Source organism: Cellulomonas sp. C5510, from assembly GCF_019797765.1.
Taxonomy (GTDB): domain Bacteria; phylum Actinomycetota; class Actinomycetes; order Actinomycetales; family Cellulomonadaceae; genus Cellulomonas.
In genome coordinates, this window is sequence record NZ_CP081862.1 from 2302024 (window position 1) to 2317525 (window position 15502).

16 protein-coding genes are annotated in these 15502 nt (G+C 74.4%); 10 read left to right on the forward strand and 6 right to left on the reverse strand.

The window, feature by feature from the left end; all coding sequences use genetic code 11:
• Positions 1-29: 29 nt before the first annotated feature.
• From K5O09_RS10735 to K5O09_RS10755, 5 genes are read left to right on the forward strand one after another with little or no spacing between them, the layout of a single operon-like run.
• Positions 30-1076 (forward strand): LacI family DNA-binding transcriptional regulator, encoded by a 1047-nt coding sequence (locus K5O09_RS10735; protein ID WP_222169550.1) that lies wholly within the window; start codon positions 30-32, stop codon positions 1074-1076.
• Between the two features lie 41 nt (positions 1077-1117).
• Positions 1118-2386 (forward strand): extracellular solute-binding protein, encoded by a 1269-nt coding sequence (locus K5O09_RS10740; protein WP_222169551.1) that lies wholly within the window; start codon positions 1118-1120, stop codon positions 2384-2386.
• A gap of 2 nt (positions 2387-2388) precedes the next feature.
• Positions 2389-3600, forward strand: a complete 1212-nt coding sequence (locus K5O09_RS10745; RefSeq protein WP_222169552.1) for a carbohydrate ABC transporter permease — start codon at positions 2389-2391, stop codon at positions 3598-3600.
• Entirely contained in the window at positions 3597-4493 is an 897-nt protein-coding gene (locus tag K5O09_RS10750) for a carbohydrate ABC transporter permease (RefSeq protein WP_222169553.1), read from the forward strand. The genes K5O09_RS10745 and K5O09_RS10750 overlap by 4 nt, the downstream gene beginning before the upstream one ends.
• A 55-nt stretch (positions 4494-4548) precedes the next feature.
• The gene (locus K5O09_RS10755; RefSeq protein ID WP_222169554.1) at positions 4549-6003 is read left to right on the forward strand and encodes a GuaB1 family IMP dehydrogenase-related protein; all 1455 of its coding nucleotides are present in this window, start codon (positions 4549-4551) and stop codon (positions 6001-6003) included.
• Between the two features lie 13 nt (positions 6004-6016).
• Here the strand turns inward: K5O09_RS10755 and K5O09_RS10760 are convergent, their stop codons facing one another.
• Positions 6017-7105: an App1 family protein gene (locus tag K5O09_RS10760; RefSeq protein WP_222169555.1), complete on the reverse strand. Its 1089-nt coding sequence runs from the start codon at positions 7103-7105 to the stop codon at positions 6017-6019.
• Between the two features lie 62 nt (positions 7106-7167).
• Entirely contained in the window at positions 7168-7584 is a 417-nt protein-coding gene (locus K5O09_RS10765; RefSeq protein WP_222169556.1) for a transferase, read from the reverse strand.
• Between the two features lie 215 nt (positions 7585-7799).
• Here K5O09_RS10765 and K5O09_RS10770 point away from each other — a divergent pair, with 215 nt between their 5' ends.
• The 4 genes from K5O09_RS10770 (at position 7800) to K5O09_RS10785 (ending at position 11793) form a co-directional block, all read left to right on the forward strand.
• Positions 7800-8561 carry a DeoR/GlpR family DNA-binding transcription regulator gene (locus tag K5O09_RS10770; RefSeq protein ID WP_222169557.1) on the forward strand — a complete coding sequence of 254 codons (762 nt, stop codon included), beginning with the start codon at positions 7800-7802 and terminating at the stop codon, positions 8559-8561.
• A 47-nt stretch (positions 8562-8608) separates the two neighbouring features.
• Positions 8609-9649: a zinc-dependent dehydrogenase gene (locus tag K5O09_RS10775; protein ID WP_222169558.1), complete on the forward strand. Its 1041-nt coding sequence runs from the start codon at positions 8609-8611 to the stop codon at positions 9647-9649.
• Positions 9650-9850: 201 nt separating this feature from the next.
• Positions 9851-11359 (forward strand): PTS mannitol transporter subunit IICB, encoded by a 1509-nt coding sequence (locus K5O09_RS10780; RefSeq protein WP_222172728.1) that lies wholly within the window; start codon positions 9851-9853, stop codon positions 11357-11359.
• Positions 11356-11793 carry a PTS sugar transporter subunit IIA gene (locus K5O09_RS10785; protein WP_222169559.1) on the forward strand — a complete coding sequence of 146 codons (438 nt, stop codon included), beginning with the start codon at positions 11356-11358 and terminating at the stop codon, positions 11791-11793. Before K5O09_RS10780 ends, K5O09_RS10785 begins: the two co-directional genes overlap by 4 nt.
• 61 nt (positions 11794-11854) lie before the next feature.
• On the opposite strand, the gene K5O09_RS10790 is transcribed toward K5O09_RS10785, so the two are convergent.
• From K5O09_RS10790 to K5O09_RS10805, 4 genes are read right to left on the reverse strand one after another with little or no spacing between them, the layout of a single operon-like run.
• A complete protein-coding gene (locus K5O09_RS10790) occupies positions 11855-12739 on the reverse strand; it encodes a LysR family transcriptional regulator ArgP (protein WP_222169560.1) in 885 nt (294 codons plus the stop codon).
• 12 nt (positions 12740-12751) lie between these two features.
• Entirely contained in the window at positions 12752-13468 is a 717-nt protein-coding gene (locus tag K5O09_RS10795) for an ABC-2 transporter permease (RefSeq protein ID WP_222169561.1), read from the reverse strand.
• Entirely contained in the window at positions 13465-14334 is an 870-nt protein-coding gene (locus K5O09_RS10800; RefSeq protein WP_222169562.1) for an ABC transporter ATP-binding protein, read from the reverse strand. The genes K5O09_RS10795 and K5O09_RS10800 overlap by 4 nt, the downstream gene beginning before the upstream one ends.
• A complete protein-coding gene (locus K5O09_RS10805) occupies positions 14331-14720 on the reverse strand; it encodes a GntR family transcriptional regulator (protein WP_222169563.1) in 390 nt (129 codons plus the stop codon). The genes K5O09_RS10800 and K5O09_RS10805 overlap by 4 nt, the downstream gene beginning before the upstream one ends.
• A 161-nt stretch (positions 14721-14881) precedes the next feature.
• Between K5O09_RS10805 and K5O09_RS10810 the strand changes: the two genes are divergently transcribed.
• Positions 14882-15502, forward strand: coding sequence for a LysE/ArgO family amino acid transporter (locus K5O09_RS10810; RefSeq protein ID WP_222169564.1), 621 nt, complete (start codon positions 14882-14884; stop codon positions 15500-15502).

A 15502-nucleotide genomic window follows, 5' to 3' on the forward strand; every position in this document is an offset into this window, starting at 1 on the left:
GAACGATCATATGACTCGAAGGAGCGCAGATGGACAGCACGACGAGGCCGACGCTCGAGAGCGTCGCGCAGCGCGCGGGCGTCTCCCGCCAGACCGTGTCCAACGTGCTCAACGCGCCGCACCTGGTCCGGCCCGAGACCACCGACCGGGTGCGCAGCGCCATCGACGAGCTGGGCTACCGGCCGTCGGCCGCGGCCCGCCAGCTCCGGACCGGCCGCTCCCGCGTCGTGGGCCTGCGGCTCGAGCCGGTGCGCGACGGCATCAACGGCGCGGTGCTGGACCGGTTCCTGCACGCGCTCACCGAGAGCGCCCAGGCCCGCGGCTACCGGGTCATGCTCTTCACCGCGCCCGACGACGAGCGCGAGATCGCGCAGTACGGCGAGCTGCTCGACACCGCCGACATCGACGCGTTCGTGCTCACCAGCACCCACCGGGACGACGCCCGGGCCGCCTGGCTCGCCGAGCGCGAGGTGCCGTTCGTGACGTTCGGCCGCCCCTGGACGGCGCCCGGCCAGGCGCACGACGACCACCCGTGGGTCGACGTCGACGGTGCCGCCGGCACCCGCGCCGCGGTCGAGCACCTGCGACGCCTCGGGCACGAGCGCATCGCCTACCTCGGCTGGCCGGACGGCTCCGACACCGGCGAGGACCGCGCCTCCGGCTGGGCAGCCGCCATGGTGGACGCCGGCCACGACGGCTCGCTGCTGCGCCGCCTGCACGCGCGGGTCCCGGACGGCGTCGCGGCGGGAGCGCAGGCCATCGAGCGCGTGCTCGCCGACGCCTCCCCCACCGCCGTCGTCTGCGCGTCCGACTCCCTCGGGCTCGGCGCGCTCACGGTCGCCCGGTCGCGCGACACCCGGCTCGCCGTCGTCGGGTTCGACGACACGCCCGTGGCGGCCGCCGTCGGCCTCACCTCCGTCGCCCAGCCCCTCACCGAGGCAGCGCACCGCGCGCTGGACCTGCTGCTCGACCAGCTCGACGGGGGCGGCGGCGCGCGCAGCCGCACGGTCCTGCTCGCCCCGCACCTCGTCGAGCGCGCCTCGTCCCACGGACCCGGCGCCCCGCACACCCCCTGACCCCGCAGCCCCCGCACCACCCCCTCGAAGGAGAGACCCTCATGCACAGCACCCCCACGCGAGGACGGCGCCTGCTGGCGTCCACCGCCGTCGGCGTCGCCGGCGTCCTCGCCCTGGCCGCCTGCGGCGGATCCGGGTTCGACGACAGCGGCGACGAGGAGACCGCATCGGGCGGCGGCGGCCCGCTCAGCATCCTCATCGGCTCGTCCGGCGACGCCGAGACCGACGCCGTGAAGGCCGCCGTCGCCGACTGGTCCGAGCAGTCCGGCGTCGAGGCGACCGTCCAGGTGGCGTCCGACCTCACGCAGGAGCTCAGCCAGGGCTTCGCCTCCGGCGACCCGGCCGACGTGTTCTACGTCAGCGCCGACCAGTTCCGCACCTACGCGGCGAACGGCTCGCTGTACCCGTACGGCGACCAGCTCGACAACGCCGACGACTTCTACCCGAGCCTCGTCGACCAGTTCAGCGCCGACGGGCAGCTCGTCTGCGCGCCGAAGGACTTCTCGACGCTCGCGCTCATCATCAACACCGGCGCGTGGGAGGCCGCGGGCCTCACCGACGACGACGTGCCCGCGACCTGGGACGAGCTGACCGACGTCGCCGGCCGCCTCACCACCGGCGACCAGGTCGGCCTCGGGTTCTCCGGCGAGTACGCCCGCGTCGGCGCGTTCCTCGCGCAGGCCGGCGGCACCATGACGAACGCCGACGGCACCGAGGCGACCGTCGACTCCTCCGAGAACCTCGAGGGCCTCACGTACGTCCAGCAGCTCCTCGCGTCCGGCAGCGCCGCGTACGCCGCGGACCTCGGCACCGGCTGGGGCGGCGAGGCGTTCGGCACCGGCGCGGCCGCCATGACGATCGAGGGCAACTGGATCACCGGCGCCATGTCCAACGACTACCCGGACGTGGACTACCGCGTGGTGGAGCTCCCGGCCGGCCCGGCCGGTCAGGGCACCCTGCAGTTCACCAACTGCTGGGGCGTCGCCGCCGACTCCGACAACCAGTCGGACGCCGTCGACCTGGTCCAGCACCTGACGAGCACCGACCAGCAGCTCGCGTTCTCCGAGGCGTTCGGCGTCATGCCGTCCGTGCAGTCGGCGGCCGACGGCTGGAAGGAGCTGTACCCGGAGATGACCGCGTTCATCGACTCGGCCGACTTCGCGCAGAACGTCGTGAACGCCCAGGGCGCGGCGGACGTCATCACCGACTTCAACGCCCAGCTCGAGAGCCTCAAGACCGGCGACCCGGCGGCGATCCTCGCCTCCGTGCAGACCAACCTGCAGGCCGTCCTCGACGAGAACGCGTCCTGACGATGTCCGCAGCGGTCACGTCGCCGGCGTCCGCGCCGGTGCGCCGCCGCCGTCGCCCGCACGGCCCCGGGTCCGCCCGGGGCCGTGCGGCCGCGTCGGGGTGGCTGTTCCTCGCCCCGATGCTCGTCATCCTGGGGCTGTTCCTCGTCGTCCCCGTCCTCATGGCGCTGTGGGTCAGCATGTCCGACTGGACCGGGCGCGGCAGCCCGCTGTCGTCCGACGTGTCGTTCGTGGGGATGGAGAACTACCGGAGCCTGCTGCTCGGCGGCGGGCTCGCGACGCAGGACTTCGGCACCGCGATGCGCAACAACGCGTACTACGTGCTGCTCGTCGTGCCGCTGCAGACCGCGCTCGCGCTGTTCCTCGCGACGATGGTCAACCGGCGGGCGCTGCGCGGCCGCGGGTTCTTCCGCACCGCCTTCTACTTCCCCTCGGTGACCTCGTCCGTCGCGATCACGGTGCTGTGGCTGTTCCTGTTCTCCGCCTCGGGGACGATCAACGCGATCCTGGCCCGGCTGTCGATCAGCGGCCCGAACTGGTTCAACGACCCCCGCGGCGTGCTGCACCTGCTGCTGGGCGCGGTCGGCGTCGACACCGCGCCGGAGTCCCTCGCGCAGCACGGGTTCCTCGGCATCCCGCTGTGGGAGTGGCTCGCCGGGCCGTCCGTGGCGATGTCCGCGCTGATCCTGCTGGCGATCTTCACGACGTCCGGCACGTTCATGCTGCTGTTCCTCGCGGCGCTCCAGGCGATCTCCTCGGAGGTCGAGGAGGCGGCCGTCATGGACGGCGCCACCGCCTGGCAGCGCTTCCGCCGGGTGACGCTCCCGATGCTGCGGCCGACGGTGTTCACGGTGGTGACGCTCGGGCTCATCGGCACGTGGCAGGTGTTCGACCAGATCTACACGGGCACCCAGGGCGGCCCCGCCAAGACGACGATCACGCCCGCCTACCTGTCCTACAGCGCGGCGTTCCAGAACAACCAGTGGGGCCGCGGCGCCGCGATCGCGTTCGTGCTGTTCGCGATCATCGTGCTGCTCACCGTGCTGCAGCGGCTCGTGCTGCGGGAGCGCGACACCGTGCCACGGCGCAAGCGGTTCTACCGCACCCCGCCGGCACCCCCGGCCGCCCTCGCCGGCACCGTCACCGCCGCCGGCGCCCCGGGCGCGGGCACGACGACCGGCACCGCCAGCGCCACCGAGGGGGACGACCGATGAGCGCCACCACCGCCCTGCCCGCGCCCTCCCGCCCCGGCGCACCGGTGCCCCGGGCCCGCCGCAGCAACCGCCGCGTGGTCGCGACGTCGTTCACCTACGCGGTGCTCGCCGTCCTGGCCGTCCTGTACGTCTACCCGTTCCTCATCCAGGTCGCGACGTCCTTCAAGACGGACGCCGAGGCCGCCCAGAACGCCGTCTCGCTCATCCCGCAGACGTGGAGCACCGCGGCGTACGAACGGCTGTTCCTGCGCTCGGACTTCCCGCTGTGGTTCCGCAACTCCGTGATCGTCACGGTCGTGGTGACGCTCGGCCGGGTGTTCATCAACTCGCTCGCCGGCTACGCGCTGGCGCGGCTGCGGTTCCGCGGGCGCGGCCTGGTGTTCGCCGGGCTGGTGGCCGTGATGGCCGTGCCGAACGTCGTCCTGCTGATCCCGAAGTTCCTCGTCATCAAGCAGGTCGGCATCTACAACTCGTTCGCCGGGCTGATCGTGCCGCTGCTCGCGGACGCCGCCGGCATCTTCATCATGAAGAACTTCTTCGAGTCGATCCCGCCGAGCGTCGAGGAGGCCGCCCGCCTCGACGGTGCCGGCACCTTCCGGGTGTTCTGGTCCGTCGTCCTGCCGATGGCCCGACCGGCGGTCGTCACGCTGGTGATCCTCTCGTTCCAGGGGTCGTGGAACGAGCTGTCGCACTTCATCGTCGCCTCGCAGGACCCCGATCTCGTCACGCTCACCAAGGGCGTCGCGCAGCTCGCGTCCGGGCAGCTCAGCCAGGGCACCCAGTACCCGCTGAAGCTCGCGGCGGCCGCGATCATGACGATCCCCGTCGCGGTGCTGTTCTTCGTGTTCCAGAAGAGGATCATGAACCAGAGCGCGGGCGCCGTGAAGGAGTAGCCCCCGGGGCCGACGGCGGGGCGGCGGGTAGACTCGGGCGGAAAGGGGAACACTCATGCGCTTCCTGCCCGGGCACTCGCCCTCGTCCGACCTCACGTACGGCGACGTCTTCCTCGTCCCGTCCCGATCCGAGGTCGCGTCGCGGTTCGACGTCGACCTCGCCGCACCCGACGGCACCGGCACGACGATCCCGGTGGTGGTCGCCAACATGACCGCCGTGGCCGGCCGGCGCATGGCGGAGACGGTCGCCCGGCGCGGCGGCCTGGCCGTCCTGCCGCAGGACGTGCCGACCGACGTGGTCGCCGACGTCGTGGCGTCGGTCAAGGGGAAGCACACGGTCGTCGAGAGCGCCGTCGTCGTCTCCCCCCAGGACACGGTGCACACCGCGCTGACGCTGATCGGGAAGCGGTCACACGGTGCGGCGGTGGTGGTCGAGGGCTCGCGGCCGGTCGGCGTCGTGACGCCGGCGGACTGCGAGGGCGTCGACCGGTTCACGCAGGTCGCCGAGGTGATGACCCCGGAGCCGACGACGGTCGACCTGTCGGTCGTCGAGTCCGGCGGGGTCGCGGGGCTGCAGGCGGCGTTCGAGCGCCTGCACGCGTCGCGGCGCCGGTTCTCCCCGGTGGTCCGGGACGGCGAGCTGGTCGGGGTGCTCACCCAGGTCGGCGCGCTGCGCTCCTCGATCTACGCCCCCGCGGTGGATGCACGGGGCCGGCTGCGGGTCGCCGCGGCCGTCGGCGTCAACGGCGACGTGAAGGCCAAGGCCGCGGCGCTGCTCGAGGCCGAGGTGGACGTGCTGGTGGTCGACACGGCGCACGGCCACCAGCGCAAGATGCTCGACGCCCTGGAGGCCGTGCGGTCGCTCGACCCCCAGGTCCCCGTCGTGGCGGGCAACGTCGTGACCACCGAGGGCACGCGGGACCTCATCGCCGCCGGTGCCGACATCGTCAAGGTCGGCGTCGGTCCGGGCGCCATGTGCACCACCCGCATGATGACCGCGGTGGGCCGCCCCCAGTTCTCGGCGGTGCTGGAGTGCGCGACCGAGGCGCGCCGGCTGGGCAAGCACGTGTGGGCCGACGGCGGCGTGCGGCACCCCCGCGACGTCGCGCTCGCCCTGGCGGCGGGCGCCTCGCAGGTCATGGTCGGCTCGTGGTTCGCGGGGACGCACGAGTCCCCCGGCGACCTGCACGCCGACGGCGACGGGCGGCTCTACAAGGAGAGCTTCGGCATGGCGTCCGCCCGAGCGGTCGCCGCCCGGACCCGCGGGGGCTCGGCGTTCGACCGCGCCCGCAAGGCCCTCTACGAGGAGGGCATCTCGTCGTCGCGGATGTACCTGGACCCGGAGCGCCCCGGTGTGGAGGACCTGCTCGACCGGATCACCTCGGGCGTGCGGTCGTCCTGCACCTACGTGGGAGCCACGACGCTGGACGAGTTCGCCGAGCGCGCCACCGTCGGCATCCAGTCCGCCGCCGGCTACGACGAGGGACGGCCGCTGCCCGACGGCTGGTGACGGGCCCGCGGGCTCAGATGACGCCGGTGCGCTCGAGCTCGGCGGCCAGCGCGCGGCCGTCGGCACCACGCGCCAGCACCACCTCCGACGCGTCGAGGTCCTCGACGGCGCGGCGTGTCGCCGGGGACGCGGCAGGCAGCCCGTTCTGCGCGACCTGCTCCCCCAGGGACAGCTCGCGCACCGCGATGGCGGCGACGCGGCCCGGGTGCTCCCCGGCGAACGCCTCGTACACCTGGGGGTCGTGCTGGCCGTCGTCCCCGACGAGGATCCAGCGCAGGTGCGGCAGCTCCTCGGCGAGCGCCCGCAGGGTGGCGGCCTTGTGGGCCGGCCCGGAACGCAGGAGCGCCGTGCCGGTCGGCCCGAGGTCGGTCAGCAGGAGCGACCCCTGCGGCAGCCCCACGCGCTCGAGGAACCTCGCGAGGGCGCTGGCCGTGTTCCAGGCGCCCGTCGACAGGTAGAACACCGGCGCGTCCGGGTGGGCCGCGGTGAACCGGGCGTACAGCTCGGGCATGCCGGGGACCGGCTTGCGCCGTGCCTCGGACCGGACGAGGAAGTTCCAGGCCGCCAGGTGGGGCCGCGGCACCATCGTCACGAGCACGGTGTCGTCGATGTCGCTGACGATGCCGTGCGTGGCGGCGGGGTCCACGACCTGCACGGGCGCCGGCACCGGCGGGGACGAGGCGTGAACGGCCCCGCTGTCGGCGCCCTCCCCCTCCTCGGCCGCCGCCACGTCGACCACCGCGACGTGCAGCGTGCGCCAGCCGGGCTCGAGGGGCAGCTCGACCCACGCGTCGACGTAGCCGCCGCGGTCGGAGCGCGTCTCCAGCAGGACCGGTCCGTCCGGGCCGGCGGTGATCCGGACGGACGCCCCGGCGACCTCGGCGGAGAACAGGTTGCGCCAGCCGCGCCGGGCCACGCTGCCCGGGGTCGGGGCGTCGGGCGGGGTGAGGAGGACGCGCGCACGCACCCGCGACCGGGTGGTGGTCCCGTAGGACGGGTAGGTGACGACGCGCGGGCGGTACCCGCGCCGGGTGAGCACCCGCACGACGGCGGCGTTGAACCGGTCCTCGGCGCGGGCGGCGAGCGTGGCGATCCGGGGCATCGCCCCAGTATCGGCCGGGCCCGCGCCGCCCGCGCGGCGGGTGCGCGCCTGGTGCGGGCGGGCTACGCGACCAGGTGCCGGTCGAGCCGCCGCGGGGTGCCGCCGCGCACGACGGCGCCCGGCGCGACCCGCGTCTCGGGCTCGACCACCGCGCTGGGCTCGAGGCGCGCCTCGGCGCCGACGTCGCTGCGGGTCCCGACGGTCGAGCCCGCCCCGACGCTGGCTCCGCGGCCGACGTGGGCGTGCGAGCCGACGGTCGCGGCCACCTCCACGCGTGCGCCTGGTTCGACCCAGCAGTGCTGGCCGATGCGCGCGCGGGCCTCCACGCGTGCTCCGGGGTCCACCCACGCCGTGTCGGCGACGTAGGCGCTGTCGTCGACGACGGCTCCCTTGGCGACGAGCCCGCCGCCGTTGTCGTGGCGCTGGTAGCGCACGACCGTGCCGTCGTCCTGCTCGAGGTCCTCGTATCGCTTCTTCATACCGACCCGTACAACGCGGGACGGCACCCCCGTGTTCCCGGCCGGATCGGCCCCCGAGCCCTGTGTTTGGCCCCGGATGTATGCCCGTTTCGATCCGGATCGCTGTGTTCGTGTTGACTTTGGGGGCCTGGTGTTGCCAGAGTGTGATCCGCGCGACACCGATGTCGCGGTGCCGGCACCAGCCGCACCCACCCCGAGGACAGGACGTCGACGTCATGTACCCGCCCGAACGCCAGCAGCTCATCGTGACCACCGCCCGCACGGCGGGCCGGGTCGAGGTGCAGCAGCTCGCCGCCGAGCTCGACGTCACCGCCGAGACCGTCCGCCGCGACCTCACCGCGCTCGAGCGGATGGGGCTCGTGCGGCGCGTCCACGGCGGCGCGGTGCCCGTGGAGCGCTTGGGCTACGAGCCCGCGCTCCCCCAGCGGGAGCAGGTGCTGACGGCCGAGAAGGAGCGGATCGCCAAGGCGGCGCTCGACGAGCTGCCGGCCGGCGGCTCGGTGCTCATCGACGCCGGCACCACCACGGTCCGGTTCGCCGAGCTGCTGCCCCCCGACCGCGAGCTCATCGTCGTCACGCACGCGCTGCCCGTCGCGATGGTGCTCGCCCCGCTGCCGTCCGTGACGCTGCACCTGCTCGGCGGCACCGTCCGGCGGCGCACCCTCGCCGCGGTCGGCACCTGGGCCGTGCGCGCGCTCGCCGACGTCCGCGTCGACGTGGCGTTCCTCGGCACCAACGGCCTGACCGTCGAGGACGGGCTCACGACGCCCGACCTGGCCGAGGCGGCGGTGAAGCGCGCGTTCGTCGCCGCAGCTGCCCGCACGGTCGTGCTGGCGGACCGCACCAAGGTCGGCCGCGCGGAGCTCGCGCGCGTCGCCCCGCTCGCAGCGGTCGACGCCGTCGTCACCGACTCCGGCATCGAGCCGGAGCTCGCCGACGAGATCGAGACAGCCGGCCCGCGCGTCGTGCGGGCCTGACCACCGAGGACCACGCGCCCCGCGCGGCCCCGAACCCGAGGAGAGAGATGAAGGTCTTCCGCTTCTACGCACCCGGTGACGTCCGGCTGGAGGACGCGCCGGAGCCGTCGCCGAGCGAGGGCGAGGTCAAGATCCGCGTCCGTGCGACGTCGATGTGCGGCACCGACGTCAAGATCTCCACGTCGGGGCACCAGCGCATCCGCCCGCCGCGCGTCATGGGCCACGAGATCGCCGGCGAGGTGGTCGAGGTCGGCGCCGGCGTCGAGGGCTGGGCGCCGGGCGACCGGGTGCAGGTGATCGCGGCCATCCCGTGCGGCGAGTGCGAGTACTGCCGCGCCGGCGCCATGACGATCTGCCCGAACCAGGTCTCGATGGGCTACGACTTCGACGGCGGGTTCGCGCCGTACATGATCGTGCCCCGCGAGGTGCTCAAGGTCGACGGCCTCAACCGGATCCCCGAGGGCGTCTCGTACGCGGAGGCCTCGGTCGCCGAGCCGTTCGCGTGCGCGATCAACGCCCAGGAGATCATCGACGTGCACGACGGCGACGTCGTCGTGGTCGTCGGCTCCGGGCCCATCGGCTGCCTCCACGTCCGCCTGGCGCGGGCGCGCGGCGCGAAGCAGGTGCTGCTCGTGGAGCTCAGCCGCGAGCGCCTCGACCTCGCGGCGGCGGTCGTGCAGCCGGACGCGGCGATCTGCGCGTCGGAGGTCGACCCGGTCGCCGCCGTCAAGGAGGCCACGGACGGCCGCGGGCCGTCGGTCGTCATCACGGCCGCCGCGTCCGGCGCGGCGCAGGAGCAGGCGCTGCAGATGCTCGCCCCGCAGGGCCGGCTCAGCCTGTTCGGCGGCCTGCCGAAGGACCGCCCCACGATCACGTTCGACTCGAACCTCGTCCACTACCGCGAGCTGGCGGTGTTCGGGGCGAACGGCTCCAGCCCGGAGCACAACCGCCAGGCCCTGGCGCACATCGCCGACGGCAGCGTGCCGGTCGCGGACCTCATCACCCACCGGCTGCCGCTCGACCGGGTGGCCGAGGGCATCGACGTGGTCCGCTCCGGGGCGGGCATCAAGGTCACCATCGAGCCGTGACCGGCCACGCGCCGGCACCCGACCAGCAAGGAGCAGGTCAATGACGACCCCTTCCCTCCCGGCCCGCGCGGGCCGGGCGACCCCCGAGACGGAGGCGTGACGACCGTGTCCGCGACCACAGCCGCCCCGGGCTCCACCAGCCCGACGCGCGCCAAGCAGGCGCAGGTCCGCATCCAGCGGTTCGGTGCGTTCCTCAGCGCCATGATCATGCCGAACCTCCCCGCCTTCCTGGCGTGGGGGCTCATCACCTCGATGTTCATCGCCGTGGGCTGGACGCCCAACGGCATCCTCGGCGGGTTCGGCAACGCCGACGAGATGAGCTGGCAGGGTGCCGCGACGCAGCTCGCCCTGGCGGACGACGGCACGACGTTCCGGCAGTACCTGGGCCTCGTCGCCCCGATGGTCACCTACCTGCTGCCGATCCTCATCGCCAACGCCGGTGGCCGCATCGTCTACAAGGAGCGCGGCGGCGTCGTCGCGTCCATCGTGGCGGTCGGCATGATCACCGGCTCCACGGTGCCGATGTTCCTCGGCGCCATGGTGGTCGGCCCGCTGTCGGCCTGGGTCATGAAGAAGGTCGACTCCCTGTGGGCCGGCAAGATCAAGCCGGGCTTCGAGATGCTCGTCGACATGTTCTCCGCGGGCATCCTCGGTGCCGCGATGGCGGTCGGGGCGTTCTTCGGGTTCGCGCCGATCATCACGCAGGTGTCGAGCTGGCTGGGGAGCATCGTCTCCTGGATGGCGGACAACCACCTGCTGCCGCTGATGTCGGTGATCGTCGAGCCGGCGAAGGTGCTGTTCCTCAACAACGCCATCGGCAACGGCGTCCTGGTGCCCCTCGGCGCGCAGGAGGTCGTGGAGTCCGGCAAGTCGCTGCTGTTCCTGGTGGAGGCCAACCCGGGCCCCGGCCTCGGGATCCTCATGGCGTACACGGTGTTCGGCGTCGGCGCGGCGCGGATGTCCGCCCCGGGCGCGGCCGTCGTGCAGTTCATCGGCGGCATCCACGAGGTCTACTTCCCGTTCGTGCTCATGAAGCCGGCGCTGATCCTCGCGGCGATCGCGGGCGGCGCGACGGGCATCGCGACGAACGTCGTGTTCGGCTCGGGCCTGCGCGGGCCGGCCGCACCGGGGTCGATCCTCGCGGTGCTCGCGGCGACGCCACGGGACTCGTACGTCGGTGTCGTCCTGTCGGTGGTGCTGTCGTTCGCCGTGACGTTCCTGGTCTCGGCCGTGATCCTGCGGGCGTCCCGCAAGCGGGACCTCGCGGCGGGCGGCGGGGACCTCGAGGCGGCGATCGCGCAGACCGAGGCGAACAAGGGCAAGTCGTCCTCGGCGCTCGGCGCCCTGGCCAGCCAGGCCGGACCGGTCCCCGGTACGACCCCCGCGGGCGGCGGCGACGCGCTCCCCGACCGGCCGCTGCGGTCGATCGTGTTCGCGTGCGACGCCGGCATGGGGTCGTCCGCGATGGGGGCCAGCATCCTGCGTGACAAGCTGAAGAAGGCGGGTCGCGGCGACATCACGGTGGTCAACCGGGCCGTCGCGCAGCTCGAGGACGACGTCGACCTGGTCATCACGCAGCGCGAGCTGACGGACCGGGCCCGGCGGCACGCCCCGTCCGCCCGGCACGTCTCGGTGGACAACTTCCTCAGCAGCCCGGTCTACGACGACGTCGTGCGCGAGGCGCAGGCCGCGGAGAGGACCCAGTCGTGAACGCCGTGCTCAGCGACGACCTGATCGTCCCGGCGGGACGGGCGACCACGAAGGAGGAGGCGATCCGCGAGGCGGGCGGCCTGCTCGTGGCGTCCGGCGCGGTCGAGCCGGAGTACGTGGACGCGATGCTCGACCGCGAGCGGACCGTCTCCACGTACATGGGCAGCCACCTCGCCATCCCGCACGGCACCGAGGAGGCGAAGGGCCGCATCCGGCGGTCCGCGATCTCCCTGGTCCGGTACGAGCAGCCGGTCGACTGGGACGGCAACCCCGTGCGCGTGGTGGTCGGCATCGCGGGCGCGGGCGGGGAGCACCTGGAGCTGCTGTCCCGGATCGCGCTGGTGTTCACCGACGCGGAGCGGGTGCAGCGGGTGCTCGACGCCACGACGCGGGAGGCCCTCGCGGGGATCCTCGCGGAGGTCGAGCCGGCCTGACGGGCGGGTGGCGCCGGCGGCGCGGGTGCGGTCCCCACGGGCCGTGCCCGCGCCGCCGGCGTCAGCGCAGCGCCGCCGCCGCGGCCTCGCGGACCGCGTCGCCGGTGCGGCGCAGCGCGGCGGTCGGCAGCGTCCACTGCTGCCAGTACAGCGTCACGTCCACGTGCCGCCCCGGGTCGAGGTCCACGAGAGCGCCCTCCCGCTCGCCCGCCGCGGCGTCCGCCTCGGGCAGCAGACCCCAGCCGAACCCGAGCCGGACCGCGAGCGCGAAGTCCGCGGTCGCGGGCACGTGGTGGCGGGGCGGGGCGGCGGGGTCGACGCCGCGCTCGCGCAGGTAGCGGTCCTGCAGGTCGTCCTTCCGGTCGAACACCACCAGCGGGGCGGCTGCCAGCGCCTCGGGGGTCGGACCGTCCGGGAAGTCGGTCCCGGCGCGCGCGGCGGCGACCACCGGCCGGTACCGCAGCACGCCGAGCCGGTGGGACGTGCAGCCCTGGACAGGTCGGGCGGCCGTGGTGATCGCGGCCACCACCACGCCGTCGCGCAGCAGGTCCGCCGAGTGGTCCTGGTCCTCGCGGTGCAGCTCGAACCGCACCTCGTCGGCCAGCGGCGCGAGCGCGGGCAGCACCCACGTGCCGAGCGAGTCGGAGTTCACGGCCACCGGGAGCACGGGGCGCCCGGGCCCGGGGGCGGCGCTCACCGCCGCGCGCGCCTCCGCCTCGAGCCCGAGCACCTGCCGGGCCAGGCGCAGGTAGACGGCACCGGCCGCGGTCACGCCGGCCGGCCGGGTGCGGCGGACCAGCACCTGGCCGACGGCGGTCTCGAGCGCCCTGATCCGCTGGCTGACCGCCGACTGCGTCAGGTGCAGGGCGTGCGCGGCACCCTCGAACGACCCCTCGTCCACGACGGCGAGCAGCGCGCGGAGCTGGGGCAGGTCGACGTCCGGCATGGTGGCGCCACGCTACCGCGCGCCTCCGGCTCCCCCGCGTCCGCGGCCCCCGGGTCCACCCGCACGCTCCCAGCGCCGGCGGTCCGCCCGCCACGAGACCGCAGCCGACGCCGCGAGCACGACCGCCCCGCCCACCAGGGCCAGCGGGGCGAGCCGGTCCGTCGAGCGCGCGAGCCAGGCGTCGAGGTCCGGGATCCGGTCGCCGAGCACGCTCACCGCCGCTCCGGCGGCGCTGCACAGCAGCACGAGCGGCACGATCGCGACCATCCGCCCTCGCGTGTAGCCGAGCGCGTAGTAGACCGGCAGCTGCGTCCCGGCGAGCAGCGCGTAGACGCCGAACCCCACGGCGACGGACGTCGCGACCTCCCCGGGCGACGCCTGCACGACGACGTCCCGCATCTCGGCCCCCAGCACCGCGAGCGGCACCGCGACCAGCGCGGCGGCGAGGTACAGCACCAGCGTGAACGCGTAGCGCCCGGCGACCAGCGTCCCCCGCCCGACGGGCAGCACGGCGCGCAGCGTGTCGAGCCCGTCCCGCTCGCCGATCGCGAACGGGTAGGACGCGCCGAGGGCGGCGAACACCGCGCCGGCGAGCACGACCGCCTGCGGCCGGCCGGCGACGACGGCGATGACGCCGACGGCCCCGGCCAGCGGCACGAGCTGGCGTGCGAACGGCCGGACGGTCCTCAGGTCCAGCCCGAGCGCCGCCCCGACCTCGCGGGCGCTCACGCCGGCACCGCCGTCCGGCGGCGCGCCCCGAGGTGCACGACGATCTGGTCGAGCGTCGGGCGCTCCACGACCACGCCGGTGCCCAGCAGCGGCACGTCGTCGGCCGCCACGAGGGCCTCCACGCACACCCCGGTGCGCCGGGCGCCGAGCAGCGGGACCAGGCCGTCGGGCGGCAGGTCGTCGGGACCGCCCCGCACCAGGCAGTACGCGTCCATCAGCTCCTCCTTGGTGCCGGTCCGCAGCACGCGGCCGCCGGCGAGCAGGGTGAGGTGGTCGGCGATGCGCTCCAGGTCCGCGGTGAGGTGCGTGGAGAACAGCACGCTGCGGCCCTCCGCCACCAGGTAGTCGCCGAGGATGCCGATCAGGTCGTCGCGCGCCACGGGGTCGAGGCCGCTGGTCGGCTCGTCCAGCACGAGCAGCCGCGCGCCGTGCGACAGCGCCACGGCGATCTGGAGCTTCATCGTCATGCCGCGGCTGAGCTCGGAGACCCGCGACCGGGGGTCGAGCTCGAACTCGGCGAGCAGCGCGGCGTACCGCGCGGGGTCCCAGCGGTCGTAGAAGGGCCGGAGCGCGCGCTCCACGTCCCGCAGCCGCCACTCCCCGACCAGGCTCGGCCGGTCGAGCACGACCCCGACGTCCTGCCGCAGCGAAGCCGGCGCGGGCAGCGCGTGCCCGAGCACCTCGACGCGGCCGGACGTGGGACGCAGCATGCCGAGCAGCGTGCGGATCGTCGTCGTCTTGCCCGCCCCGTTGGGCCCGACGAGGCCCATGACGTAGCCGGTGGGCAGGCGCAGGCTCACGTCCTGGAGCGTGAACCCGCCGACCGGGACCGTGACGTGGTCCAGCACGACGGCGTCGCCGCTCACCGCCGGGCCCCCTCGGCCTCGGCGAGCACGACGTCGAGCATCTCGACCAGGCCGTCCCGGTCGACGCCCGCGAGCCGGGCGGCGTCGGCGGCAGCGCCGAGGGCGTCCTCGACGCGGCGCAGCACCTGCTCGCGGACCAGCGCGGTGTCCACCGGCAGCACGTACGCACCCTTGCCGGGGACGGTCGTGATGAAGCCCGCGGCCTCGAGCTCGGCGTACGCCCGGGTGGTGGTGATGACGGAGATCCGCAGGTCGCGGGCGAGCGACCGGACGGACGGCAGCGCGTCGCCGTCCTGGAGCTCGCCGGCGAGCACCGCGACCTTGATCTGCTCGGCGACCTGCTCGTACAGCGGCGCGTCGGCGCTGTTGGAGACCACGATCCGCACGAAGCCACCTCCTCTACTGTTCATATGCAGTATGCACAGTAGACCCTCAGCGTGCGGTGCGGTCGCAGGACTTCCGACCCAGGTCGCGACATCAGTTCTGCTGATGCTGCATCGCACACAGTCGTTGGACTGATGTCCCGGGGGGCGCCTAGCGTCGGCGCGTGCCCGCCGCCCTCACCACCGCCCTGACCGGACTCGTCTTCGGTCTGTCGCTCATCGTCGCCATCGGTGCGCAGAACGCGTTCGTGCTCCGGGTCGGGCTCCGGCGCGCGCACGTGCTGCCCGTCGTCGCCGTGTGCGCCCTGTCCGACGCGGTGCTCATCGCGGCGGGCGTGGGCGGGATGGGAGCGCTCGTCGACCGGGCACCCGCCGTCCTCACGGTGGCCCGCGTCGCCGGTACCGCGTTCCTGCTCGGATACGCCGCCGTCGCAGCGCGGCGCGCGTGGCAGCCCACCGGGGACGCGCTCGACGCCGCCGGCGGCACCGCCCCCGCCCGGCTCTGGCCCGTGCTCGCGACCTGCCTCGCCCTGACCTGGCTGAACCCGCACGTGTACCTCGACACGGTCGTGCTGCTCGGGTCCGTGGCCGGCACGCACGGCGGGCTGCGCTGGTGGTTCGCCGCGGGCGCAGCGACCGGCAGCGTGCTGTGGTTCGCCGGCCTCGGGTACGGCGCGCGGCTGCTGCGGCCGCTGTTCGTCCGGCCCGGCGCGTGGCGCGTGCTCGACGCCGCCATCGCGCTCGTCATGGCCGCGATCGCGGTGAGCCTGCTGCGCGGGCTCTGA